The 24,727-nt window shown below is 65.5% G+C and carries 25 protein-coding genes and 1 pseudogene; 15 read left to right on the plus strand and 11 right to left on the minus strand.

Annotated features, from left to right (window positions below):
* Positions 1–150 precede the first annotated feature (150 nt).
* Both pstS and J7360_RS06680 read right to left on the minus strand, forming a co-directional pair.
* Positions 151–1,170, minus strand: coding sequence for a phosphate ABC transporter substrate-binding protein PstS (gene pstS / locus J7360_RS06675; RefSeq protein ID WP_057660239.1), 1,020 nt, complete (start codon positions 1,168–1,170; stop codon positions 151–153).
* Between the two features lie 154 nt (positions 1,171–1,324).
* Positions 1,325–2,575 carry an OprO/OprP family phosphate-selective porin gene (locus tag J7360_RS06680; protein ID WP_003487161.1) on the minus strand — a complete coding sequence of 417 codons (1,251 nt, stop codon included), beginning with the start codon at positions 2,573–2,575 and terminating at the stop codon, positions 1,325–1,327.
* 337 nt (positions 2,576–2,912) lie between these two features.
* On the opposite strand from J7360_RS06680, the gene J7360_RS06685 reads away from it, so the two are divergent.
* The 3 genes from J7360_RS06685 to J7360_RS06695 all read left to right on the plus strand — a co-directional run bounded on the left by J7360_RS06685 (position 2,913) and on the right by J7360_RS06695 (position 5,609).
* Positions 2,913–3,233, plus strand: coding sequence for a hypothetical protein (locus J7360_RS06685; RefSeq protein ID WP_033481354.1), 321 nt, complete (start codon positions 2,913–2,915; stop codon positions 3,231–3,233).
* A 115-nt stretch (positions 3,234–3,348) separates the two neighbouring features.
* Positions 3,349–4,029 (plus strand): carbonic anhydrase, encoded by a 681-nt coding sequence (locus J7360_RS06690; RefSeq protein ID WP_022559631.1) that lies wholly within the window; start codon positions 3,349–3,351, stop codon positions 4,027–4,029.
* An 11-nt stretch (positions 4,030–4,040) separates the two neighbouring features.
* The gene (locus J7360_RS06695) at positions 4,041–5,609 is read left to right on the plus strand and encodes a SulP family inorganic anion transporter (RefSeq protein ID WP_007971991.1); all 1,569 of its coding nucleotides are present in this window, start codon (positions 4,041–4,043) and stop codon (positions 5,607–5,609) included.
* Between the two features lie 200 nt (positions 5,610–5,809).
* Here the strand turns inward: J7360_RS06695 and nth are convergent, their stop codons facing one another.
* The 3 genes from nth to J7360_RS06710 are packed head-to-tail and all read right to left on the minus strand — an operon-like array spanning position 5,810 to position 7,687.
* Complete coding sequence (gene nth, locus J7360_RS06700) at positions 5,810–6,520, minus strand: endonuclease III (RefSeq protein WP_057660238.1); 711 nt, start codon at positions 6,518–6,520, stop codon at positions 5,810–5,812.
* Positions 6,517–6,897, minus strand: coding sequence for a hypothetical protein (locus J7360_RS06705; protein WP_033481353.1), 381 nt, complete (start codon positions 6,895–6,897; stop codon positions 6,517–6,519). Before J7360_RS06705 ends, nth begins: the two co-directional genes overlap by 4 nt.
* Before the next feature lie 7 nt (positions 6,898–6,904).
* Complete coding sequence (locus tag J7360_RS06710) at positions 6,905–7,687, minus strand: enoyl-CoA hydratase-related protein (RefSeq protein ID WP_007966234.1); 783 nt, start codon at positions 7,685–7,687, stop codon at positions 6,905–6,907.
* A gap of 163 nt (positions 7,688–7,850) precedes the next feature.
* Between J7360_RS06710 and J7360_RS06715 the strand changes: the two genes are divergently transcribed.
* The 4 genes from J7360_RS06715 (at position 7,851) to J7360_RS06730 (ending at position 11,393) form a co-directional block, all read left to right on the plus strand.
* Positions 7,851–8,549 (plus strand): FKBP-type peptidyl-prolyl cis-trans isomerase N-terminal domain-containing protein, encoded by a 699-nt coding sequence (locus J7360_RS06715; RefSeq protein ID WP_004429231.1) that lies wholly within the window; start codon positions 7,851–7,853, stop codon positions 8,547–8,549.
* Between the two features lie 111 nt (positions 8,550–8,660).
* Positions 8,661–9,482 carry a CoA pyrophosphatase gene (locus tag J7360_RS06720; RefSeq protein ID WP_057660236.1) on the plus strand — a complete coding sequence of 274 codons (822 nt, stop codon included), beginning with the start codon at positions 8,661–8,663 and terminating at the stop codon, positions 9,480–9,482.
* Complete coding sequence (locus J7360_RS06725; protein ID WP_057660233.1) at positions 9,479–10,351, plus strand: sulfurtransferase; 873 nt, start codon at positions 9,479–9,481, stop codon at positions 10,349–10,351. The genes J7360_RS06720 and J7360_RS06725 overlap by 4 nt, the downstream gene beginning before the upstream one ends.
* An 88-nt stretch (positions 10,352–10,439) precedes the next feature.
* On the plus strand, positions 10,440–11,393 hold the full coding sequence (locus J7360_RS06730) for a DUF1684 domain-containing protein (protein WP_209033505.1): 954 nt from the start codon (positions 10,440–10,442) through the stop codon (positions 11,391–11,393).
* A 373-nt stretch (positions 11,394–11,766) separates the two neighbouring features.
* On the opposite strand, the gene J7360_RS06735 is transcribed toward J7360_RS06730, so the two are convergent.
* Positions 11,767–12,342, minus strand: coding sequence for an N-acetylmuramoyl-L-alanine amidase (locus tag J7360_RS06735; RefSeq protein ID WP_007966249.1), 576 nt, complete (start codon positions 12,340–12,342; stop codon positions 11,767–11,769).
* Positions 12,343–12,365: 23 nt separating this feature from the next.
* Here J7360_RS06735 and J7360_RS06740 point away from each other — a divergent pair, with 23 nt between their 5' ends.
* The 8 genes from J7360_RS06740 (at position 12,366) to J7360_RS06775 (ending at position 20,148) form a co-directional block, all read left to right on the plus strand.
* Entirely contained in the window at positions 12,366–12,857 is a 492-nt protein-coding gene (locus J7360_RS06740; RefSeq protein WP_005913821.1) for an MOSC domain-containing protein, read from the plus strand.
* Positions 12,854–13,381: a YqiA/YcfP family alpha/beta fold hydrolase gene (locus J7360_RS06745; RefSeq protein ID WP_005926220.1), complete on the plus strand. Its 528-nt coding sequence runs from the start codon at positions 12,854–12,856 to the stop codon at positions 13,379–13,381. Before J7360_RS06740 ends, J7360_RS06745 begins: the two co-directional genes overlap by 4 nt.
* Positions 13,382–13,421: 40 nt before the next feature.
* On the plus strand, positions 13,422–13,928 hold the full coding sequence (locus J7360_RS06750) for an N-acetyltransferase (protein ID WP_057660229.1): 507 nt from the start codon (positions 13,422–13,424) through the stop codon (positions 13,926–13,928).
* A gap of 184 nt (positions 13,929–14,112) precedes the next feature.
* A complete protein-coding gene (locus J7360_RS06755) occupies positions 14,113–15,726 on the plus strand; it encodes an ATP-binding cassette domain-containing protein (protein ID WP_209033507.1) in 1,614 nt (537 codons plus the stop codon).
* The gene (locus tag J7360_RS21620) at positions 15,705–15,896 is read left to right on the plus strand and encodes a hypothetical protein (protein ID WP_078585969.1); all 192 of its coding nucleotides are present in this window, start codon (positions 15,705–15,707) and stop codon (positions 15,894–15,896) included. The genes J7360_RS06755 and J7360_RS21620 overlap by 22 nt, the downstream gene beginning before the upstream one ends.
* Entirely contained in the window at positions 15,893–18,028 is a 2,136-nt protein-coding gene (rlmKL, locus tag J7360_RS06765) for a bifunctional 23S rRNA (guanine(2069)-N(7))-methyltransferase RlmK/23S rRNA (guanine(2445)-N(2))-methyltransferase RlmL (protein WP_209033510.1), read from the plus strand. The genes J7360_RS21620 and rlmKL overlap by 4 nt, the downstream gene beginning before the upstream one ends.
* A 218-nt stretch (positions 18,029–18,246) precedes the next feature.
* Positions 18,247–19,023: an NAD kinase gene (locus J7360_RS06770; RefSeq protein WP_057660227.1), complete on the plus strand. Its 777-nt coding sequence runs from the start codon at positions 18,247–18,249 to the stop codon at positions 19,021–19,023.
* Positions 19,024–19,191: 168 nt separating this feature from the next.
* Positions 19,192–20,148, plus strand: coding sequence for a 5'-nucleotidase (locus tag J7360_RS06775; RefSeq protein WP_007966260.1), 957 nt, complete (start codon positions 19,192–19,194; stop codon positions 20,146–20,148).
* Between the two features lie 30 nt (positions 20,149–20,178).
* On the opposite strand, the gene J7360_RS06780 is transcribed toward J7360_RS06775, so the two are convergent.
* The 5 genes and pseudogenes from J7360_RS06780 to J7360_RS06800 form a co-directional block, all read right to left on the minus strand.
* Complete coding sequence (locus tag J7360_RS06780; protein ID WP_057660319.1) at positions 20,179–20,730, minus strand: DUF2939 domain-containing protein; 552 nt, start codon at positions 20,728–20,730, stop codon at positions 20,179–20,181.
* Between the two features lie 91 nt (positions 20,731–20,821).
* Positions 20,822–20,926, minus strand: a pseudogene (locus tag J7360_RS21625) (aldo/keto reductase); the annotation flags it as partial.
* Complete coding sequence (locus tag J7360_RS06790) at positions 20,899–21,585, minus strand: DUF2461 domain-containing protein (protein WP_057660226.1); 687 nt, start codon at positions 21,583–21,585, stop codon at positions 20,899–20,901. The pseudogene J7360_RS21625 and the gene J7360_RS06790, both read right to left, overlap by 28 nt.
* Positions 21,582–23,027 carry an exodeoxyribonuclease I gene (gene sbcB, locus J7360_RS06795; protein ID WP_209033512.1) on the minus strand — a complete coding sequence of 482 codons (1,446 nt, stop codon included), beginning with the start codon at positions 23,025–23,027 and terminating at the stop codon, positions 21,582–21,584. The genes J7360_RS06790 and sbcB overlap by 4 nt, the downstream gene beginning before the upstream one ends.
* A gap of 310 nt (positions 23,028–23,337) precedes the next feature.
* Positions 23,338–24,705: an NAD(P)/FAD-dependent oxidoreductase gene (locus J7360_RS06800; RefSeq protein WP_209033514.1), complete on the minus strand. Its 1,368-nt coding sequence runs from the start codon at positions 24,703–24,705 to the stop codon at positions 23,338–23,340.
* Positions 24,706–24,727: the final 22 nt, after the last annotated feature.

Below are 24,727 nucleotides of genomic sequence, written 5' to 3' on the forward strand. Positions count from 1 at the left end.
TTTTCGTGATTGCTGCCGAGCCTCGGTGCGGGCCACTTGGTTGCCATTTCAGGCGGCCATGCAGGTCGCCGGCATGGACCAGATAACCGCCCATGCCGTTTCAAGCATGGCTTGCCCACCTTGGCGCTACACCAGAGCCCTGCGCCGTAATTAGTGCGGCAGATTCTTGGCCCAGTACGCCTCGATCTGGGTCACCAGCGTGTCCGGCAGCGGCACGTAGTCCAGCTGTTTGGCCTGCGCATCGCCCTTGGTGTAGACCCAGCGGAAGAATTCCAGCGTGTTCTTCAGGCCAGCCGGGTTCTTCGGCTTTTTCTGCACCAGAATGAAATTGGTCGCCGTGATCGGCCAGGCGTTATCGCCGGCCGCGTTGGTCATCACCAGATAAAAGTCCTTGGCCGTGCCCCAGTCGGCGCTGTTGGCAGCGGCGGCGAAGGTTTCATCCGACGGCTGCACGAACTTGCCGGCCGCGTTCTTCATTGCGGTGTAGGCCATCTTGTTCTGCAGCGCGTACGACAGCTCGACATAGCCGATGCCGCCCTTGATCTGCTTCACGTAGGCAGCCACGCCCTCGTTGCCCTTGCCGCCAATGCCGGTCGGCCACTGCACGGCAGTCCCTTCGCCAACCTTGCTCTTCCAGTCAGGATTGACCTTGGACAGGTAGTTGGTGAAGTTGAAGCTGGTGCCCGAGCCGTCGGAGCGGTGCACCACGGTGATCTTGCCTCCCGGCAGTTTCACGCCCGGGTTGAGCGCGGCGATGGCCGGGTCGTTCCAGGTGCTGACCTTGCCCAGGAAGATGTCGCCCAGGGTCTTGCCGTCCAGCTTCAGCGCGCCTGCCGCCACGCCGGGCACGTTGACCACCGGCACCACGCCGCCGATCACCGAGGGAAACTGCGCCAGGCCGGCCGCGGCCAGTTCTTCCGGCTTGAGCGGGGCGTCGGACGAGCCGAAGTCCACGCTGGCCGCCTTGATCTGGGCAATGCCGCCGCCAGAACCGATCGATTGATAGTTGACCTGCTTCTTGTTGGCGGCGTTGTAGTCGGCCGACCACTTGGACATCACCGGGTAGATGAACGACGCACCGGCACCGGTGACATCGGCAGCCTGGGCGCACAGTGCCAGCGAGGCGGCGAGTACGCCGACGGCCAGACGGGTCTTAAAGGAGTGGATCACGGAACAGCTCCTGTAGCGAAGGGATGAGGACGTCCCGCCGTGGTGCCATTGCAGGGCAACGGCATGACCATGCGGTGTCTGGGACATGACAGGCCGATGACGGCGTTGCGCCGTCGGATGTTTGGGCCGGTAGGAAGTGGCGGCAGCGACGCACTTACCAGTAGAACTGCGCGCGTGCTTCGATGATCGACGGATTGTCGTCGACCAGACCGCGCGTGCTGCTGTTGTACCGGGTGCTGTCGACCTTGGCGTAGTCGAGCGCGAACTTGAAATTGGAGCGCCAGTACCAGTTCGCGCCGACCGTCCAGATGTTCATCTTGCCGCCCAGCACGCCATCGACAAACGGCGTGTTGCCATTGGCGACCAGGTGGCCATCGTTGAGGTCGAGGGTGTCGTAGCGCACCGCCAGCTGCCACATGCCCGATGCCGGCTCGTTGGGCAGCGGGGTGGTCGGCACGCCAGCCTTGTAGCCCCAGGTTTCGCCGGTGAGGTTCCAGACGCCGCTCACGTACCAGCCGTCGCTCTTGTAGTCATGCGCATTGGCACCGATGCGGTTGGCGTTTTCCTGGAAGTACTCGCTCTGCAGCTTGAACGGCCCGGTGATCCACATCGCCTCGGCACCGGCCACGCCGACGTTGTCCACATTGGTGATGGCGCCGCTGTCGATCAGGCGAACCGTGGTCAGGTCCGCGTCGGGGCGTGCGCGCAGGCGCAAGGTGTCGTCGTCGGTGTCGTAGGCGAGGTAGCTCAGGCCGAAGTGCAGCACGTTGCCAGTCTCGTTGATCGGCGCCCAGGTGCCACGCGCGCCATAGCCGTTGCCGTGCGCCTGGTTACGGGTCAGCTCGCGGCCGAATGCACTGGCGGTCACGCTCCAGTTATTGTCGCCCATGCCATAGGCCACGCCCAAGCGGCGCGAGATGCCATAGGTGTTCGTCACCGACGCCTTCGACACGAAGTCGTTGTTCTTGGTGCTGGACAGTTCTTCCAGGCTGTTGGGCTGCTTGAACTGGCCGATCTGCAGGTAATTGTTCGCGTTGCCGCCGAACTTGTACTTGATGTTGTTGTCCAGGAACCGGCCGGTGCTGCGAATGGTGGTGCCACGGATGGTGACTTCCTTCAGCACGCTCGGGTCGTAGCCGGCGACCCATTCGAAGTTGCCCGGGCCCTTGCCCTTGAGGACCAGCTCGGCGCGCCGGATGCTGAATTCGGAATTGTCGCCATTGGCGCCGATCGGACCATTGAGGTCCTGCACATCGTTGTGGAACCAGTTGCCGTCGGCCTGGACCAGGCCTTCCAGCGAGATTTCCGAACCGCCGATCACATCGATGGCGATCTCGGCGTGTGCTGCAGGAGCGGCCAGTGCCAGCAGCAGCGCGGAACCAAGCAGGGTGGGAGCGAGTTTCATAGATGCCTTGCGACCTGAGAAAGTGGGCGCAGGCTAGGGTGTGAAGGTTGCGTTAATGTGACAAGACAACAGAAACGTAATAAGTGATTTTTGCCAATAAAGACAAGAGTTTACGAGTGTTTAAACTATGTCATCGTGTGTCAAAAAGCTGAACGGCGATGATTCATGACAGCACGCTGCGCCGACCTCAAATCCTTGAATTTGCAAGCGGCGCCGCTGACGGCCTGAACTGGAGCCACGTCAGCCTGAACATATGCGTCAGTTTGTGCGGCGCACCACTTGCATGCGTGGCGTCAAAATTGTTAGCTTCGAGGCCATGTTTACTCGATTCCTCCAAATGCTGTTGGTCTGCCTGCTCGCGCTCTCCGCGTGGTCGGCAGCCAACGCGCACGCGCGCATGCATGATGCGTTCGTGGGCGACGGCTTGGCGGTCATGGTGGATGCTGGCGAAGAACGCGATGCAGTTGAAGATCCGCAGGACGACGGCGATACACAGAGCCAAGTCGACACACAGCCTGCAGACGATATCCCCTTGCTCTCCCAAGCATGGCCGATGCTGGCGCGGTATTCCCCCTCTTGGCATGCGCATCACGCGCCGGCAAATCAAAAACGCGACCTGATCCCACAGCTGCGTCCTCCAAACGCACTGCTTGGCTGATCCCCGCTGTCGCTCCACCCGGTGCGTTCCGCGCCGGATTCCTACTTGATTTGTTTGTCTTTGCAATTCGCGGTTTGCGCCGCGGACGGCTATTCGTTGCCTAGAGGAATCTCCCATGGAAAGTTTGCTAGAAGGTTTTCGTCATTTCCGTAAGGAAGTCTATCCGCGCCAGAGTGCGCGCTTTCAGGAACTGGCGGGCGGCCAGAGCCCGCATACGCTGTTCATCACCTGCGCAGATTCGCGCGTCATGCCGGAGCTGATCTTCTCCGCACAGCCAGGCGAACTGTTCGTCTATCGCAATATCGGTAATGTGGTGCCGCCGTACTCGCAACATGTCAGTGGCGTGGTGGCAGCGATCGAATACGCCATCGCAGTGCTGGGCGTGCGCCATATCGTGATCTGCGGTCATACCGACTGTGGCGCGATGAAGGCAGTGCTCAAGCCGGAGTCGCTGGAAGACGTGCCCTCCGTGGCAGCGTGGCTCAAGCACACCGATGCGGCGCGTCATGTCACCGCGCATCACGGGCACGATCCACAGAGCCCGGATGCGTTGAGCTGCATGACCGAAGAGAACGTGGTCTCGCAGCTGGACCATCTGCGCACGCAGCCGGTGGTGGCAGCACGCCTGGCGGCAGGCACCTTGCGCATCCACGGCTGGATCTACGATATCGCCCACGGGGAGATCCGCGCCTTCGATGCCGAGAAGGGTGGCTTCCGGCCACTGCTGGCCGAAAGCACCCCCGAAGCCACTCCACGCCCGCGACTGCAGCAAGTCGTGCGCGCTGAACTCGCCTGACGGAGCCTGCCATGAACACATCAGGTATCGGCGGATACTTCCGTCAGGGACTGTTCGGGCGTGATTTATTGGCGTCTGTAGTGGTTTTTCTTGTTGCGCTGCCGCTGTGCATGGGTATCGCGATCGCATCCGGCATGCCGCCCGCCGCAGGTCTGATCACCGGCATCGTTGGTGGTCTGGTCGTCGGCTTTCTGGCGGGTTCCCCGCTGCAGGTGAGCGGACCGGCCGCCGGCCTGGCTGTGTTGGTGTTCGAACTGGTCCGGGAGCACGGCGCTGTTGCGCTCGGGCCGGTGATCTTGGTGGCCGGTGCGATTCAGCTGATTGCCGGTCTGTGCCGCGCAGGCGTCTGGTTCCGGATGACATCGCCGGCCGTGGTGGCCGGCATGCTGTCGGGCATCGGCATCCTGATCGTGGCCTCGCAGGCACACGTGTTGATGGATGCCGCGCCCAAGGCACGCGGTCTGGAAAACTTCGCCGCATTGCCTGGCGTGTTGTGGCAGGCCATCAGCGAGGGGACCGGCCGTAATGCGCTGTTCGTGGGTCTGGCGACGATCGGTATCATCCTGGCCTGGGACAAGCTGCGCCCGCAGCGTCTGCGGTTTCTGCCGGGTGCATTGATCGCGGTGGTAGTTGTCACCGCGACCGTGCAGTTGCAAGGCTTGAACGTCAATAAGGTCGACGTGCCGACCAACCTGTTCTCTGCGATCAGCATCCCCAGCATTTCCGACATCTTTGGCGTGTTCAACCACACCTTGCTGGTCTCGGCTGTGACCTTCGCCTTCATCGCCAGCGCCGAAACCTTGCTGTCGGCGGCGGCGGTGGACCGTATGCATCAAGGCGCACGGACGCAATACGACCGTGAGCTGGCGGCGCAGGGCGTGGGCAATATGCTCTGCGGCTTCCTGGGTGCTTTGCCGATGACCGGCGTGATCGTGCGCAGCGCGGCCAATGTGCAGGCCGGTGCGGCAACGCGTGCATCGACCATCCTGCACGGCAGCTGGCTGCTGGTGTTCGCCATGCTGTTGCCGTGGCTGTTGCGGATGACGCCGGTGGCGTGCCTGGCTGGCATCCTGGTCTATACCGGCGTGAAGATGATCAAGATCGGGCAGGTCAAGGAGCTGGCGACCTACGGTCGCGGAACGGCCGCGATCTACCTGGCGACCACCTTCGCGATCGTGGCCACCGACCTGCTGACCGGCGTGCTGATCGGCTTCGGTCTGTCGCTGTTCCGTCTGGCACTGCATTCTTCGCGTCTGAAGGTGGAGGTGCGCGAGCACGCCGACAAGAAGGACGAAATGCATCTGACCCTGCAGGGTTCGGCCACCTTCCTGAAGGTGCCGGCGATGGCACGTACGCTGGAAAGCGTGCCGCCGAACACTGCGCTGCATCTGGATGTGGCCAAGCTGCACCACGTCGATCATGCCTGCATCGAGTTGTTGCGCGACTGGAGCCGCAATGCAGCCTCGCGCGGCTGCGAACTGGTGGTGGACTGGAAGGAACTGGATCGACGTGTCGAAGGCCAGCCCACGGTGGATGGCGCGCTGGTGGAACAGCGCGTCGAACAGGCGAAGGCTGCGTAAAGTGTCGTAAACGCCCGGCGTTCGCGCCGGGTGACCCCTATCGTGATCGGATGATGCATGGCGCCGATAGACGCATCATCCGGTCGCGATTTTCTTTGGGCGGGAGTGGGGATTCGGGATCGTAAAAGCTTGCGGCCTTGCGGTTGCTGCGCATGGATCAGGGCGCGCGGTTACGTCGTTGCTTCGGCTACATTGCTGCCTCAACTCCTGGTTTTTGCTTGCCGCTCAGGGGCCGGCGGCGTCTTGTCGCGATAGCGGCATAGATCGTGGATCACGCAGCCCGGGCAATCCGGCCTGCGTGCCTTGCAGACGTAGCGTCCGTGCAGGATCAGCCAGTGATGCGCATCGTGCAGGAATTCGGCCGGAATCACCTTGACCAACTTGTCTTCGACCGCGCGCACGTCCTTGCCTGGCGCAAGACCGGTTCGGTTGGAAACGCGAAAGATATGCGTGTCCACGGCCATGGCGGGCTCGCCGAAGGCGGTGTTGAGCACCACGTTTGCGGTCTTGCGGCCAACGCCGGGCAGCGCTTCCAGTGCGGCGCGATCATGCGGCACGTCGCCACCATAGCGCTCCAGCAGGATGCGGCAGGTGGCGATGACGTTCTTGGCCTTGGCGTTGAACAGGCCGATGGTGGAGATATATCGCTTCAGGCCTTCTTCGCCGAGATCGAGAATGTCGCGCGGGGTATTGGCCACCGGATATAGCTTGCGGGTCGCCTTGTTGACGCCGACATCGGTGGCTTGCGCCGACAGCAGCACCGCGATCAATAACTCGAATGGGGTGGTGTATTCCAACTCGGTGGTGGGGTGCGGATTGAGTTCGCGCAGGCGCGCGAACATTTCCTGTATCTCGGGCTTGCGCATGCTGCTGCCACGACGCGCCGGCGCCGTTGTCTGAGGTATGTTCATGGCTGCGCTCCGCCAGCGGCTTTCGCCTTTGCGCGTGCCAGGATGGCAGCGGCCAGCGGCGGCAGTGCGGGCGTTGCCGGTTGGCTGGGTGCCGGGGCGGGCGCCCTGCGCGCGTCGCGTTCGGCAGCCCGACGGTGCAGGCGAGCGGAGCGCGCGCGATAGCGTTCGCGCGCGGCCCAGGCGTCTCGTAGACGGCGTTGCGCGCTTAGCAACGTGGCGCAGACCTGCGGGTAGTCGGCGTCCAGCGCGTCGTGCTGCGGGTCGGGCAGATACGCCATCAAGCCGAGTGCCAGCGCACGATCCAGGTCGTCGGCCTGCACACAATCGAACAACAGCAGCGGCAATGGACGCGATTCCGGGGTGGGGTCGAGCGTCATGGCGATATCAACGATTGCGGAACTGGGCAGGGCGTTTGTCGAGAAACGCGCGAGTGCCTTCGCGCATATCGTCAGTGGCGAATAACAACGCAAATTGCGCGGTTTCCAGCTGCAGGCCCTCTTCGATGGCGCATTCGCCGCCGAACACCACCGCATCGAGAATGCCGCGCAGCGCCAGCGGCGCGGCGGTTGCCAGGCGTTGCGCCAGCGCCAGCGTCTCTTCGTGCAGCGCATCCGCTTCGACCACGCGATTGACCAGGCCCAGTTGCAATGCGCGGGCTGCGTCGATCGGCAGGCCGAGCAGACACAGTTCCAGCGCTGCGGCGCGACCGGTGAGACGCAGCAGGCGCTGCGTGCCGCCAAAGCCGGGAATCAGGCCGAGATTGATTTCAGGTTGCCCCAGGCGCGCTGTTGCTGCGGCGATGCGCAGGTGGCACGCCATCGCCAGCTCCAGGCCACCGCCCAGCGTAAAGCCATTGATCATCGCGATCACCGGCTTGGGCATGCGCTCGATCCGGCGCATCAGCCGCTGGCCCAGCAGCGAGAATTCGCGGCCCTGGATTGCCGACAGATCGCTCATTTCCGCGATATCCGCACCCGCCACGAAGGCCTTGGGGCCGGCGCCGGTGAGAATCACGGCGCGTACATCGTCCGCAGCGGCTGCGTCTTGGAACGCCTGATCCAGCGCCTGCATGGTCGCCTGGTTCAAGGCGTTCAGTTTGTCCGGCCGGTTGACCGTAATGGTCCGGACGCTGGCGTGATCGGCGATCAGAATGACGTGATTGGACATGTGAACCCTTGCGAACGTAAAAAAATAGTAAATGCGGAACTTCCGAAAGCCTTGCTGGTCCTAGCTTTCGCGATAAGTAGCGGTTCGGTATCGCGGCCGTTATCCTAGCGCGTCATCTCAGGCGGCAGACCCGTCCTGTGCCACCACCCTGGAGAATTGTTTGATGAAGTTGCGTTCTATCGCGGTCGCCGTGGCGGCCCTGGCCCTGACGGGCAATGCACTGGCCCAGGACACGACGTCCGAGAAGGGCAAGTTGAGCTATTACTTCGGCTATGACTACGGCAACAATCTTGCCGAGCTCACCGGCCGCGGCGAGCAGCTCGACATCAACTCGGTGGTAAAGGGTCTGCAGGACGCCTATGCCAAGAAGCAGCCGGCGATCACTGCCGACCAGCTGAAGCCGGCAGTTGAAGCGTTCCAGAAGCGCGAGCAGGGCCGTGCCCAGCAGGCCAAGGCCGAGTACGACAAGGCCGCTGCGGCCAACAAGACCAAGAGCGATGCGTTCCTGGCCAAGAACAAGAGCACCGCTGGCGTGCAGACGCTGCCGAGCGGCGTGCAGTACCGCGTGATCGAAGCCGGCAAGGGCGCCAAGCCGACCCAGGCCAGCACCGTGCAGCTGGAAGTGGCCGGTCCATTCCCCTTCGGCGACCGCGAGAAGGCGCGTCCGGCGCAGCAGATCCCGGCCATCAAGGTCAGCGAGGTCGAAATGCAGGCCATGCGCGACACGCTGCTGCAGATGCCGGCCGGCTCGAAGTGGGAAGTGACCCTGCCGCCGGAAAAGGCCTACGGCGCCGATCCGCGTACCCCGTTCCCGCCGAACGTGGCTGTGCAGTTCGAGATCAAGCTGGTCAGCGTCAAGTAATTGCACGCGATGTTGCTGCCACAACGCCGGCCACCAGGCCGGCGTTGTCGTTTTGGTCTGGCGATTGTCTGAAGAGAGCGATGCAACGATGCAGCGGCCGCAGGACCAGCGATGAGCGGCAGTGACGTCGGATCTAATGACGGTCCCGATTTCGCTGCCGGCCCTCTGCCCAGTCCGTGTATCGGTGTATGTTCGCTGGACGCGCAGTCGCGCTGCGTCGGCTGTTTGCGCAGCCTGGATGAAATTGCACGCTGGATGAGCATGAGCGACGCCGAACGCCAGGACTATCTGCACACGGTGCTCCCGGCACGCGCGCTGACGGCACGCCTGCCCGAATACGCGCAGTTGAGGCGGGCGCTGTACCCGCTGGATACCGCGCCGGCCGGGCCGGGTTGGAACCATGCCGAGCTGATCGACCTGACCGACGGCGACGCCTCTGCCGAAGCGGCGGTGTTGTGCGGGCTGGTGCCGCGGGAGCAGGGAACGACGGTGTTGCTGACCCGGCGCACGGACAGCCTGCGCCATCACGCTGGGCAGGTCAGCTTCCCTGGTGGACGGATGGAGACGTCCGATGCCGACGCCGCCGCTGCAGCGCTGCGCGAGAGTTGCGAAGAAATTGCGCTGGGCGCGCAGCAGGTGCATGCCATCGGATACCTGGATCCGTTTCTGACTGTCAGTGGATTTCGGGTGACGCCCGTGGTGGCGGTCATCGACCCGGGGTTCGTGGCGGTGCCGCAGCCGGATGAAGTGGCGGACGTCTTTGAAGTGCCACTGGCCTATCTGATGGACCCGAACAATCTACGCAGTGTGGAACTGGAATTCCGCGGGCGCCCGCGGCGCGTGCTCGAATACGATTGGCCTGTCCATCGCATCTGGGGCGCTACCGCCGCCATTCTTCTCAATCTTCGTCGTCGCCTGGAGCAGGTTGCATGAGTGTCGATCCGAACTGGACCACGCTGGTCGATGCCGCCACGCTGGCGGCCGCGTTGCAGCATCCGCAGCTGTGTCTGCTGGATGCGCGTGCCGCCCCACCGACCGCGCCAGACCCGCACGCAGCGCGCAAGGCGTACGCGCAGGGGCATCTGCCCGGCGCGCACTACGCCGATCTCGACCAAGACCTTGCAGAGCTGTCGCGGCCGGCGCAGGGGCGGCACCCGTTGCCGCACAGCGCGGCATTTGCCAAACGTCTGGGCGAATGGGGCATCGATCCGCACACCCAGGTCGTTATCTACGACGCGGCCGATGGCAGCATGGCGGCCGCGCGCGCGTGGTGGATGTTGCGACTGATGGGGCATCGCCGGGTGGCGGTGCTGGACGGCGGCTTGGCCGCGTGGCGTGCTGCCGGGTTTGTGGAAAGCACCGAGTCACCTGCAGTGCGTGATGGCGCCGCGTATCCCGGCAGTTTCGATGCCGCCGCGGTCGTGGATGCCGAGCAGATCGTGCAGCGACTGCAGCAGGCGCCGGGCTGGTTGCTGGATGCGCGGGCAGGCGAGCGTTTCCGTGGCGAAGTCGAGCCGATCGATCCGGTCGCCGGGCATGTTCCGGGTGCGGTGAATCGCCCGTTGGGGCTGAGCTTGCGTGATAGTCGCTTCAAACCAGCTGCCGAACTGCGCGCGGAGTTGTCCGCGTTGCTGGGTGCCTACCGGCCCGAGCAGGCGGTGGTGATGTGCGGGTCGGGTGTCACGGCCTGCCATCTGTTGCTGGCATTGGAAGTGGCCGGGTTATCAGGAGCGCGCGTCTACGCCGGTTCCTGGAGCGGTTGGCTGCAAGACGCCTCGCGGCCGGTCGCGACCGGCGCCTGATTGCAGGCACAATGGCGGCAGGAACGGTGACCTGTGGGGACGCAGGTTCGCTGCGCGGAGCGCAGTTTCTTGCAGTGCTGGGTGAGCCATGCGGTTGCAGTTACGGGTTGGCGCGCTGTGCGTCGCGGTGTGGACGCTGGCTGCCTGTTCAGCGGAGTCGTCCGCCGATGTCAGCGATCGGCCTGCTGCCGGTCATCGAAATGCGGCGCAGCACGATGTGCACGAGGTCGCGCTGGAACACGCGCGTGCGGAGCGGCTGAGGCAGCTGCGTGCGCCCGACGGGTGGTTGAGCTATACCGGTTCGGGGCGCGTGCGCGCCGGCCAGTACCGTGTGGGCAGCGACCCGCATAGCGATATCGTCCTGCCTGCCGGCCCTGCCCAGCTGGGGCAACTGACGTTGGATGCTGCAGGGCAGGTGCGCTTTCGCGCAGATGCCGCCGCGTCGGTGGCGCTCGATGGGCAGCGCGTCGATGAGGTGCGCCTGGAACCGGAGCGGGCAGGGCAGCGCGGCGACCGGCTGGACGTGGCTGGCCGGCAGTTCTATCTGGTGCAGACCGGCGCCTTGTACGGCTGGCGCTTCCGCGACCCGGCAGCGCCGGCGCTGACGCAGTTCGACGGGCTGGACTATTTCCCGACCGATCCGCAGTGGCGCATCCAGGCGCAGTGGCAACCCTATCCAACGCCGCGCACGACGACCTTACTGACGTCGATCGGCACGCCGCTCACCGTGGAGGTGCCGGGAGAAGCGGTGTTCTCGCGCGATGGTCACCAATACCGCTTGCGTCCGCTGCTGCAGGACGATGGTCAGGGCCTGTTCTTCCTGTTCGCCGACCGCACCAGCGGCAAGGAAAGTTATGGCGGCGCGCGTTATCTGTTCGCCACGTTGCCCCGCGATGGTCGGGTGGTCCTCGATTTCAATCTGGCCGAAAATCCGCCATGCGCACTGACGCCCCATGTGGTCTGCCCCATCGCGCCGCCTGACAACCGGTTGGACGTGGCAGTCAATGCCGGCGAGAAGACCTACCGTGCGACCGAACGTTGAGCGTGCTGCAACGGGTTGACGGTGTGCGAAGGAAGAGATGTTTTTCGATGGGTCATCAAAGCATCCGAGCGCTATCACGTGCGTGTTCTGCAGGCGACGCTGTCTTTCGACGGCACGATTGGCACGCATGTTGAACCGCTTCTCGCCGCTGTCGGCGCTATCTGGCGCCACCGGGGGCAAGACCGACGTAACGCGGTGACTCGCCCATCGGCGTCGCGGTAGACGTGCATGAGCCGGAGTGTTTGCAGGTGGCTGCCGATCCCGCGCCCGTCACGCCGGTGCGGTGGTTGGGCAGCGTCTCTTGTACCCGCTCCAGATGGACCGGCAAACACCTGTCGGATGCAGGCGTCGTCCGGTTTTCTGCAACTGCCTCCTAACGTGGCGTGTGCGACCAGCTCACCGCCGCTTCGATACGTGACCACGGAAACAACGGTCCGGGGTCGAGCTTGCGTTGAATCTTGCGCGACGGGTCGTCGCTGGCCGCTTCCTGGGTGGTATCCAGCGCCTGATGGCCGGCGATGCGCCGCACCGACGGCAACTGCTGCTGGAGCCATTGCAACAAGGTGATCAGCGCTGCGATCTGTGCTTCGGGATACGGGTCGGTCATCTCCTGATGCCGCGAATCCAGCCAGTGTGGATAACGGCCGCGGTTGACCAGTTCGATGCCCAGCGTATGCGGGTTATGCCCGCGCACATGATGCGCAACGCGCTCCAGGGCGACGTATTGCTGGATGCTGCCGTTGCGATCGAGGTAGTAATGCCCGCTGTTGCCGGTGCCGCTGTCATAAAGCACGCGTTCGCCGTATTCGCGCGCCATCGCCATGTCCGGCAATTCGGTGCAATGGATGACCACCATGTCGATCTGGGTGAGCGCACGCCTGGCCAACCGCGATTCGTAGGATAACGGCGCGTAGGTGATTGGCGGCGACGGCAAGACGGCATCGGACATGGAGCGGATGCTAGCATTGCCCGATGGCTTTGAATCCCGACAGCCCCCTGGGCAAATTGATGGCGACGCTGCCGCAGACCGGTCAGGTCACCTGGATCGGCGTGCGCCCGGCGCGTGACGTGGCGATGCTGGAGGTGGACGCGGCGCAGGTCACCACCGGTATTGGTCTTGTGGGAGACCGCTACAAGGGTGGCAGCGGCAAGCGCGGCGTGACCCTGATCCAGGCCGAGCATCTGCCGGTGATTGCAGCGTTGTCGGGACACGCCACCATCGCGCCGGCGACGCTGCGGCGCAACCTGGTGGTGTCCGGCATTCCGTTGGTCGCGTTGAAAGGGCGGCGATTCCGAATCGGTGAAATTGAACTGGAAGGCACCGACCCGTGCGACCCGTGTTCACGCATGGAAGATGCCCTGGGCGCAGGCGGCTACAACGCCATGCGCGGCCACGGTGGGCTGTGCGCACGCGTCCTGCGCGGCGGCGTGCTGCGCATCGGCGATACGGTGCAGGCGCTATGAGTCGCGGCCATTGCATCCTCTCGCACGGCTTCGAAAGCGGCCCGGACGCGTTGAAGGTCACCGCGCTGGCCAACGTGGCCGAGCAGTTGGGCTGGACCCACGAACGCCCGGATTACACCGACCTGGATGCACGCCGCGAGGTGAGTACGCTGGGCGACGTGCGAGGCCGGCTGCAGCGCCTGCTGGAAATCGCGCGGGCGGCGGCCGAGAAAGGGCCGGTGGTGCTGGTCGGTTCCAGCCTGGGCTCGTATATCGCCGGGATGGTGTCCTTGCAGGTGCCCACGCGCGGCCTGTTTTTGATGGTGCCGCCGACCAAGATGGGCCCGATGCCGGCGCTGGATGCCGCACCGGTGCCGATCTCGATCGTGCATGCCTGGCGCGACGAACTGATTCCGGCTGCCGACGTGATCGCCTGGGCGCAGGCCCGGCATGCGCGCCTGCTGCTGGTGGACGACGACCATCGCCTTGCCTCGCACGTCGACGCGTCGGCACGCGCGTTCGCAGAGTTGTTGCAGAGCCTGTGATGCGGACGGTTCCCTGCCATGGCTGCGCGTGGTGCCACCGATGAACGTGTTGATCCGCGAAGCCACCGAAGGCGACGCTGCCGCCATCGAACTTCTGACCATGGTGGCCTTCATGCGCGCCGAACACAGCCGGCATGACGAGCACCAGGTGATTGCAGGATTGCGTCAGGACGGCGCACTGGCATTGTCGTTGGTGGCCGATCACGACGGCTATGTGGTCGGGCATCTGGCCGTCTCGCCGGTGGCGCTGTCCGACGATTCGCCCGGCTGGTTCGCGCTTGGCCCGCTGGCCGTGGGGCCCGGCCACCAACGGCAAGGGCTGGGCACGCGGCTGGTGCAGGCAGCGCTCGCCACGTTGCGCGAGCGCGGCGCCGCGGGCTGCCTGGCGCTGGGCGAGCCGGCGTTTTTCCGGCGCCTGGGCTTTGCGGTCGAACCTGGCCTGGTGTTGCCCGAGGCGCCTGCATCGGAACTGCAAGCCCTGGCATTCGGCGACCGGCTGCTGCCGCTGGCCGATGTGTCCTACCACCCGGCGTTCGGGCTGGGTTGAGCGCGAGCTGCAGGCGCCCTGCCTGTTGCGCGGGTGTCGCGGCCAGTGCGGCGGGTTAGACTGGACGCACTTAACCTTCGGGGATTGGTCCGATGCGCCATTGATGCCGCCGTCGTGATGACGGCCTTACCCGCTGCTGGTCCGGTTGGATCGGCGCGTGTGCTGGCATGCAATGGAGACCCGTATGACCTGTCCGTCGCTGACGCTGGAAAGCGTTGCATATGTGCTGCCCGATGGCAGCCCGCTATTTTCCGATCTGAACATCCATATCGACCAACGCGCTACCGGTCTGGTCGGGCGCAATGGCGTGGGCAAGAGCGTACTTGCGCGTCTGCTGGCCGGTGAGCTGCTCCCCAGTGCCGGGCGGTGCGTGCGCAGTGGCAGCGTGCACTACCTGCCGCAACGGGTGAGCGTGGCGCCGGGGCAGCGCGTTGCCGACCTGGCCGGTGTCGCGCCGCTGCTGGATGCGTTGGACCGCATTGCCGCCGGCAGTGTTGCGCCCGCCGATTTTGAACGCGTTGGCGAGCGCTGGACGGCCCATGCGCAATTTGCTGCCGAACTGGAACGGCAAGGCCTGGGTGGACGCGGTCCGCATGCACCGGCGGCGCAACTGAGCGGCGGCGAAGCGATGCGCGTGGCGCTTGCCGGTGCGTTTGTGAGCCAGCCGGATGTTCTGATCCTGGACGAGCCCAGCAATCACCTGGACGGTCCGCAACGCCAGCGGCTGATGGATCGGTTGCTGGCGTGGCGCGGCGGCTTGCTGGTGATCAGCCACGACCGCGGCGTGCTCGAGGCGATGCAGCGCATCCTGGACTTGTCCGCGCACGGGCTGCGCAGCTACGGCGGCAATTACGGGTTCTATGCGCAGCAGCGCGCCAGCGAGCAGCAGGCCGCCAGCGATCTGCTGGCCCAGCGCAAACATGCACGCGCACGCGGCGAGCAGGTGTTGCGCGCGCAGCTGCAGCGTCAACAGCACCGCCAGGCACGCGGCGCGCGTGCTGCGGGGCAGGCCAATCAGGCCGCGATCCTGCTTGGCGGGCAGAAGCAGCGCAGCCAAGTCAGCGCAGGCCGACTGCAACAGCAACGTCAGGCCGAGCAGGCGCGGCTGAGCGAGGCGGTGGCGCAGGCTGCAGCGCAGGTGGAGGTCGATCCGGCGCTCGCTGTGTTGGCGCCGACCTTGCCCGCCAACACGCCGCGGCGCCTGGCGACGCTGCGGCAGGTGGAGGTGGCGGACGCGCGGCTGGGCGGGCGACGCGTGGACCTGCTGCTGCAGGGGCGGCCGCGGATTGGTCTGGTCGGCCCGAACGGCAGCGGCAAGTCCGCCTTGCTCCAGTTGCTGGCGGGGCGCCTGCAGCCAAGCGCAGGGCATTGCCAGGTGCACGTGCCGGTGGCGTATCTGGATCAGGACCTGGGGCTGCTGGACCCGGCGCGCTCGGCCGCTGCGCAACTGCAGGAGGCAAACCCGGGTGCGCCAGCCCACGTGCAGCGGCTGCGCCTGGCGCTGCTGGGGCTGGACCAGACGCGTGCCGACCTGCCCTGCAGCCAGCTCAGCGGCGGCCAGCGGCTCAAGGCGGCGCTGGCCTGCGCGCTGTACCGGGCGCAGCCGGCGCACCTGCTGTTGCTGGACGAGCCCACCAACCATCTGGATCTGGCCTCGGTGGAAGCGATCGAAGCGCTGCTGCGCGACCACCAGGGGGCGCTGATCGTCGCCTCGCATGATGCGGCCTTCCTGCAACGGTTGGGGCTGCACCAGCGCCTGGATGCCGCGCAGGCGCAGTGGCGGCTGGCGCCGTGGTGAACCGTGCAGCGTGCGACTCTGGCGCCGGGCTGGTAATGCCGGTCGCGATGGCCGACCATTTGCGGCCCGTCCACGGCGGCCGCGGCATTGCCCACCAGGGAGCCGGCCCGCCGTCCTGCTTTCACGCTCGCCGCCGCGGCCAGCGTCTTTATCGATACCTGCCTACGTGAAATTCTTCGCATCCTGCGCCAAGGGCCTGGAATACCTGCTTGCCGACGAGCTGCTTGCGCTCGGTGCCAGCAAGGCCACCGCCACTATTTCCGGTGTCAACGTCGAAGGCGAACTGCGCGATGCGCAGCGCGCCGTGTTGTGGTCGCGCCTGGCCAGCCGCGTGCTGTGGCCGCTGACCGAGTTCGATTGCCCGGACGAAGACGCGCTGTACGCCGGCGTGGCCGAACTGCCATGGGACGCGCATCTGTCGGTGGGGCATACGCTGTCGGTGGACGCGCATGTGTCCGGGACCGCCATCACCCACGCCCGCTACGCGGCGCAGCGCATTAAGGACGCGGTGGTCGACACCATGCGCCGGCAGGGCCTGGAGCGCCCGTCGGTGGACGTGGACAACCCGGACCTGCGCCTGAACCTGTCGCTGCGCAAGGGCCGCGCCACCATTTCGGTGGACCTGGGCGGCGGCCCGCTGCATCGACGCGGCTGGCGCATGGCGCAGAACGAGGCGCCGTTGAAGGAAAATCTGGCCGCAGCGGTACTGATGCGCGGCGGCTGGCCGCGCGCCTATGCCGATGGCGGCGGTCTGCTCGACCCGATGTGCGGCAGCGGCACGCTGCTGATCGAAGGCGCGCTGATGGCCGCCGACGTCGCGCCCGGTCTGCAGCGCTACGGCAGCGATGTGCCCAGCCGCTGGCGCGGTTTCGACCGCGACGGCTGGCAGCAACTGGTCGGTGAGGCGCGCGAACGCGATAGCGTCGGCCGCGCTGCGCTCAAGCAGGTGATCCACGGCAGCGATATGGACCCGCATGCCATCCGCGCTGCGAAAGAGAATGCGCACGTGGCCGGCGTGGCCGAGGCGATCTGGTTCGGCGTGCGCGAGGTCGGTGAGTTGCAGACCCCGCCGCAGGCCGCCGGCGTGGTGGTGTGCAACCCGCCCTACGACGAGCGTCTGGCCGCCGATGCCGCGCTGTATCGCCGCCTGGGCGATACCTTGCAGCGCGTCGTGCCGCAGTGGCGTGCCAGCCTGCTGTGCGGCAATGCCGAGCTTGCGTATGCCACCGGCCTGCGCGCGGGCAAGAAATACCAGCTGTTCAACGGCGCGATCGAATGCGCGTTGATCGTCTGCGAGCCGATCGCAGTGCCGCGGCGTACCCCGCTGGCGGCACCGACCGCGCTCAGCGAGGGCGCGCAGATGGTGGCCAACCGGCTGCGCAAGAATCTGCAGAAATTCAAGAAGTGGCGCGCGCGCGAAGGCATCGAATGTTTCCGCGCCTACGACGCCGACCTGCCGGAATATTCCGCCGCCATCGACGTGTACCAGCAGGCCGACGGCGACCGGCGCATCTTCCTGCACGTGCAGGAATACGCAGCGCCGGCGACGATTCCCGAGGCCGATGTGCGCCGTCGCCTCAACGAATTGCTGGCCGCCGCACGCGAGGTCTTCGAGGTGCCGGCCGAGCGCGTGGCGCTGAAGTCGCGCGAACGCGGCAAGGGCGGCAGCAAGTACGGCCGCTTCGAGCAACGCAACGAAATCGTCCACGTGCGCGAACACGGCGCGTTGCTGCGCGTGAACCTGTTCGATTATCTGGATACCGGGCTGTTCCTGGACCATCGCCCGCTGCGCGGCACCATGGCGCAGCAGTGCAGGGGGCGCCGTTTCCTCAACCTGTTCTGCTACACCGGTGTGGCCAGCGTGGAAGCGGCGGTGGCCGGTGCGGCGTCCACCACCAGCGTGGATCTGTCGGCGACGTACCTGCAGTGGTGCGCCGATAATCTTGCGTTGAACGGGCTGGCCGGCAGCAAGCACAAACTGGTGCAGGCCGATGCATTGGCCTGGCTGGAAGCCGAGCGTGCGCACTTCGATGTGATCTTCTGCGACCCACCGACCTTCTCCAACTCTGCGCGCGCGGAAGATTTCGATATCCAGCGCGAGCACGTGCGTCTGTTGCGCGCGGCCGTGGCACGGTTGGCGCCGGGGGGGGTGTTGTATTTCTCCAACAACTTCCGTCGCTTCAAGCTGGACGAGGACGGGGTGGCGGAGTTCGCGCAGTGCGAAGAAATCAGCCCACGCACCATCGACCCGGATTTCGAGCGGCATGCGCGGATTCATCGCGCCTGGCGGTTGACGACCTGAGTTCGGGCCGGTTGCGTCCGATGGCGCGCCGGCTTGGCTCGCGCAGGCGCCAGCAGACGCGGTTGCCAAGTTGCCATGCGTGCAGGCTCGGGAGCGGTGCTTGCGGCGACGCGACCGCTGTCGTGCAGGTGGGGACGGGTGGGACATGATCGCAACCGGCCCACAACAAGCCCAGCACGGGGCTGCGGTATGCTGATTCGCATGCTCTGGAGTCAACGATGACCGCACCACCTCGCATCGCTTTTCTTGCCAGCCCCGCCGAGCCGGCGGTGGCCGCGCGCGCGCGCCTGACGCAGCGCTATGGCGACCATGCGCTGGACAGCGCCGACATCGTCTGTGCGCTGGGCGGCGATGGGTTCATGCTGCAAACGCTGCACCGGCATGGCGCCTCCGACAAGCCGGTGTTCGGCATGAAGCTGGGCTCGGTCGGCTTTTTGATGAACCAGTACCGCGACAACGAGGACGACCTGCTCGAGCGCCTGCAGCGCGCCGAGCCGGCGTATCTGCGGCCGCTGGAAATGCAGGTACACACCGAATCCGGGGCCAGCGCCGGCTCGCTGGCCTATAACGAGGTCTCGCTGTTGCGGCAGACCCGGCAGGCCGCGCATCTCAGCATTGATCTCAATGGCCAGACCCGCATCGCCGAGCTGATCGGCGATGGCGTGATGGTGGCCACGCCTGCCGGCAGCACGGCGTACAACTATTCCGCGCACGGGCCGATCCTGCCGCTGGGCTCGCATACGCTGGCGCTGACGCCGATCGCACCGTATCGTCCGCGACGCTGGCGCGGCGCAATCCTCAAGGCAGATACCGAAGTACGCTTTCGCGTGCTCGACCCGTACAAGCGCCCGGTCAGCGTCACCGCCGACTCGCACGAAATTCGCGACGTGGTCGAAGTGACCATCCGCGAATCGGCGCAGCGCCAGGTCACGTTGTTGTTCGATCCCGAACACAATCTGGAAGAGCGCATCTTCAGCGAGCAGTTTGCGGTTTGAGGAGCGGGGATTTGGGATTCGAGATTCGGGATTGGCAACGGCAGCAGCGTGCCACGTCGTCTTTAGAATCGCGCGCACGCGCTACGATGCTGCGCGGATGGGCGATCAAATCCCGACCTCCAGTTCCTGCTTTAAACCAATCCCAAATCCCCAATCCCGGCCCCCCCAATGCCCGACAACTCCCCAAGGTTATTGACCGTCGCGGTGACCTCGCGCGCCCTGTTCGATCTCGAAGAAGGCCATGCCCTGTTCGAGGCCGACGGAGTGGAGGCGTATTCGGCGTTCCAGCGCGAGCATGAGGACGACATCCTGCAACCTGGCGTCGCGTTCCCGGTGGTGCGCAAGCTGCTGGCGCTCAATCACGATGTGCCCGAGGACGCGCCGCGGGTGGAAGTCATCCTGCTGTCACGCAATTCCGCCGATACCGGTCTGCGCATCTTCAACTCGATCCAGCATTACAACCTGGGCATCGTGCGTGCCACCTTCACCTCGGGCGAGCCGACCTGGCCCTACGTCAAGCCATTCGGGACCGATCTGTTCCTGTCGGCCAATCCGGAATCGGTGCGCCGCGCGCTGAGCCATGGCATCGCGGCGGCGACCATCATGCCGCGCGCACTGGGCGAACGCGCCGAGGCTGCCGCGGCAATCGTGGACAACGACGAAAGCCGGCTGTCGACGCAGCTGCGGATCGCCTTCGATGGCGATGCGGTGATCTTCGGCGACGAGAGCGAACGTATCTCGCGCGAGCAGGGCGTGGAAGCCTTCGGGCGTCACGAGCGCGAACGCGCGCGCGAGCCGTTGTCGGTGGGGCCGTTCCGTAACTTCCTGTCGGCGCTGCATACCTTGCAGGCGGCCTTTCCGCCCGGCCAGGCCTCGCCGATCCGCACGGCGCTGGTCACCGCGCGCTCGGCACCGGCGCATGAGCGGGTGATCCGCACGTTGCGCGAGTGGGGCGTGCGTCTGGACGAGGCGCTGTTCCTTGGCGGGCGTCACAAGGGCCCGTTCCTTCAGGCGTTTGGTGCGGATATCTTCTTCGACGACTCGCAGCACAACATCGACAGTGCTCGCCAGCATCAGCATGTGGCCGCCGGCCATGTGCCGCACGGTGTGGCCAACGAAGGGTAAGGCGAAGGCGGCTACGTCGCTCAGCCGGCATCATGACGCCGGTGACATCGCCAACTGGAGGTCCACCACCTTCCAGCGCAACCCCTGTGGTTCCAGCACCACCTTCAGTGGTGGCTCGCCGGGGGGGCGTTCGACGTCGATCACGAAGCGGTCCAGCGCCTCGAAGCGGTGTTCGGCGTTTTTCAGCGGTCGCGCTGGCTCGGTGGGGCCGAAGGGGTCGCCGCCCTGCAGTTCATTGCGGCCGCGCTTCCACAGCACATGCCCCTGCAACAGTGCACCGATGCCGATCGGCGTCACCAGCGTATCCACCGCTGCACCACCGAGTTGGTTCCCCAGGCCATACAGCAACGTGCCCCACGGACTGGCGGCGAGGTCTGGACCGGCTTGCCGTACCAGATAATCGTTGAGCTGGGCGCGCAGGCTGCTGCGCACACGCGGGAAGTCGACATAACGTTCCAGTGCAGCGCTGTCGCGTTGCTCGATGGCCTTGGACAGGCCATGCATGGTCATGTAAGGCCCGCCGAACCACCACGCAGTGACGGTCAGCAGGAAAGCGATGAGGACGCCGATGGCTTTTTTCATGCCGCCCAGACTGCCGCATTCGCGGCCGCGACAGGTGAAGATCAATGACTGGGGGAGCTGAGGCCATCGCCGACTGCAGCGCGTTGTAGTCCAAACCGATCGGCGCGACCAATAGCCTGGTGAGGCCCAGCGTCCGGCGCTGCTGGCCAAGCGGCAGATCCTGTGTCGTCAAAATTCCAGGTCCAAGGCCGCGCACAGGTAATCGACGAACGGCGCCAGGATCACCAGGTCCGCCTCGATGGTCTGGCGCAGTCGCGGCCCGGTCATGATGCTGTCGTCCAGGTGACGCAAGTAAGCCCAGTTGCGGTGCTTGAGATCGTCGATGAACTCGAAATCATTGGGGAAGCCGCGCGGTGCGCGCACCAGTTTTTCGCTGTCGTCCAGGCTGAATTTGCGCAGCAGTTTCGGGTTATGCGCGGCGGCCTTCCAGCTGCCGGGGTTGTCGAAAATGAACTGGCGCAGCTTGCGTTGCGTGTCCGGCTCCGGATGCCACAGGCCGGCGCCGACAAAACTTTCGCCGGGCTGCAGATGGAGATAGAACGATGGCGCCGGCACCTGGCGGCGGCGCTCATGGAACAGGCGCGCGCCTTGCCAGTTCTTGTACGGCGACTTGTCGTTGGAAAACCGCGCATCGCGATAGATGCGGAACAGCGAGCCGCCCTGGGTCTTGGGATCGGCGCGATAGTGTTCGCTCACCTGTGCCAGTGCCGGCTGCAGATCGGTGATCAGCTGCAGGAACGGCTGGCGCACGTGCGCCTCGTACTGATGCCGATGGTCGTTGAACCAGGTCTTGTCGTTGTGGCGGGCCAGGGCGCGCAGGAACTTGAAGCTGGCGTCGGAAAAGTAGGTGGTCATAGCGTGCGTTGGAGGTCCGAACCCCAGGCGGCGAGCTGGTCGAGTAGGGCTTGCTTGGTAGCATCGTCGGGGTGAGCACCCCGTAAATCCGCGATCTGCGCGTGGTATTGCTCCAGGGTGACTTCGCCCAGGCCGCGGTCTTCGAGCAGGCGCTGGCGGCGATACACGTTCCAGCGCTCCTGTTCCTCGAACGAGAGTGTCTGCGGCCAGTTGCGCGCGCGGTAGCGAAACAGCAGCTCGATCAGGCGCGGATCGCGAAAGCGCGCTTCCAGCGCGCCCAGGTCGTCCGGCGCGCTGGCGCGGACCTGCGCAAGCAGGCGTTTGTCGCCTTCGGCCAGAAATCCATCGTAGAGCGAGGCGTCGGCATCGTTGACCGCCGCGGCCGCGGTGCGCTCGCTGCCATAGACCTGGCGCACCTTCTCGGCAAGTTCAGGGCCCAGTGCGCGCAACCGTGCCGCCTTGGCCACCACCGCGTCGTGATCCACACCCAGGCGCTCAAAATCTGCAGCGCGCAGATGCTGCCAGGCCACCAGCGCGGGCGACTTGTTCAGATGCACTTCTTTTAGCGGAATACGCTGTTCGCCTTCCGGCAGGTCTGCGGCGCGGATATACAGGCGGTCTGCAATATCGTCGGGGCTGAGCCGCAACAGCACCTCCGGGTCGCCGTCCAGATCGAATACGATCACGCGGCTGTCGATGCGCGGGTGGCGCGTCAGCGGCAATACCGCCGCGGCGCACCGGCGCGAGGCGGGATAACGCTGCGAAATATGCAGCACCGGTTGCATCGCGATGACATCCAGCAAGGTGGCTGCAAAGCGCTTGTCGCGCAGGCGCAGCGCGTAGTCCCACAACCTTGGCTGGTGCTGCTGGAATTTGCGCGCCATGCCGATGGTGGCGTACACGTCCGACAAGGCTTCGTGCGCATCGCCTTCGCGCACATCGTTGGCATCGGCCAGGTGCTCCAGCTTGAACGAGGTGGCGCCATCCTCGCGCTGTGGCCAGACGATGCCGTCCGGGCGCAGCGCATGGACCAGTCGCAGCACATCCAGTAAATCCCAGCGCGAATTGCCGCCACGCCACTCGCGCTCGTATGGGTCGTAGAAATTGCGGAACAGGCCGCAGCGGATGAATTCGTCGTCGAAGCGGATCGAGTTGTAGCCCAGCGTGCAGGTCTGCGGTCGGCCCATCTGTTCGGCGATGCGTGAAAACGCCTCGGCCTCGGTGACGCCTTCGCGCAGCGCGTGCTGCGGGGTGATGCCGGTGACCATGGTGGCGTAGGGCGAGGGCAGCAGATCGTCGGCCGGCTGCACGAAAAAGCTGATGGGCTCTTCGATCATGCGCAGTTGCGCGTCGGTGCGCACTGCAGCGAACTGCGCGATGCGGGTGCGGCGTGGATCCTGGCCGAAGGTTTCCAGGTCGTAGAAGAGAAAGCTGTCAGGCATGCGGGTACGACATCCAGATGCGCGGCGCACGGCGTATGCGCTGCCGGTGCCGCCTAGTATCCCTCATTGCGGCAACGTCACGAGAAGGCGTCGCCCTGCCAGAGGCGAGCCACGTCCACGGGCGAAGCGCTCGCGTAGCGGGCCGGGTGCGGCTTTGTCAGGCGCTAATCACTACACTGGGGCGCTGCAGGTGCCTGGCAGCTGCAGGCCCCGCACCGAAGAGACATCCTTCCCCCACGCCAATCGCAAGCCGGTACGTCACCGTCGCCCGTGCAAGCATCAATGCCGTCCGCCGTGTCCTTCGCAGACGTCAGTGTGCGCCGTCCAGCGGCTCCAGGCGTGCGTGCACAACCGCTTCCAGGGCGGCCCAGTCGATGCGCGACAGATCGCTGTGCCCGCGCGTGGCCTGCACCAGGATCTCGCGCTGGATCTCGCTGCGCGCCAGCGCAATCGAATAGCGCGTGCGCAGGAACGTCACCATGGTGTAGTGCGGCACGAAGCGGGTGGGCCAGCGCGCCTGCAGCTGCTGTTCGAGCTCGCGCTGCAGCAGGAAGTCGGGGTCGTCAACGCGGTCGCGCATTTCCAGGTAGTTCTCCAGCGCCATCTGCTGGATCGCCGCCGCATCGTCGCGACGCGCAGCCTCGAAGGCGGCGAACGCGCTGGCCAGGTCGTCGTGCGCGTCCAGCTGATCTGCCAGTGCCACGCAATCTTCGAATGCGCAATTCATGCCCTGGCCATGGAACGGCACCATCGCATGGGCGGCGTCGCCGATCAGCAGTGCGCGGCCATCCAGATGCCAGCGATCCAGGGTCAGCGTGCCGAGCAGCCCCGGCGGATGCTCTTCCCAATGTTCCTTGAGTTGCGGAATCAGCGGTAATGCGTCCGGGAAATCGCGTGCGAACAAGGCGAATGCTTCATCGCCGGTACGCGTGGTGGCGAAGCTCGGCTCGCCGGCGTTGGGCAAGAACAGGGTGACGGTGAACGTCCCGCCATCGTTGGGTAGCGCGATACACATGTAGCGCCCGCGCGGCCAGATATGCAGTGCGTTGCCTTCGATCCGGAATCCGCCGCCGGGCTGCGGCGGAATTTCCAGTTCCTTGTACGAGTGATCGAGGAATTCGGTGCGTTCGCCCAGCGGCGACTTGCGCTGCATCGCCGCGCGCAACGCCGAGCCGGCGCCATCGCTGCCGATCAGGCTCTGAAAGTGGATCTCGTGCGGCTGGTCGTCGCGGTCGTCGATGAAGCGTGCATAGCCGGCGTCGAAATCCACCGTGTGCAGGCGGCGGTAGAAGTGCACGCGCGCGCCGGCCTGTTCGGCCAGATCGAGCAGGGCGACCTTCAGCGCGGCGCGGTGGATCGACCAGATCACCTCGCTATCGTCGCGCCCGTAGCGTTGCAGCTGCGGTTGCCCGACCAACGGGTGCACCATGCGCCCACGCATCATCACCGCCTTGGCCATCACCGCATCTTCGGCGCCGGCCTGGCGCAGCGCATGCCGGCCGCGTTCGGCCAGCGCCAGATTGATCGAGCGGCCGGACTCGTAACCCTTGATGCGCGGGTCGCCACGCCGTTCGTACACGGTGACCTGCCAGCCGCGACGCGACAGCAGGATGGCCAGCAGACAACCGGCCAGACCGGCGCCGATCAGGGTCAGGGAACGCGGAGAAACTGGGCTCAATGCAATGTCCGGAAGCAGCCGG

This window comes from Xanthomonas sp. D-99 (assembly GCF_017746145.1).
Classification (GTDB): domain Bacteria; phylum Pseudomonadota; class Gammaproteobacteria; order Xanthomonadales; family Xanthomonadaceae; genus Xanthomonas; species Xanthomonas cissicola.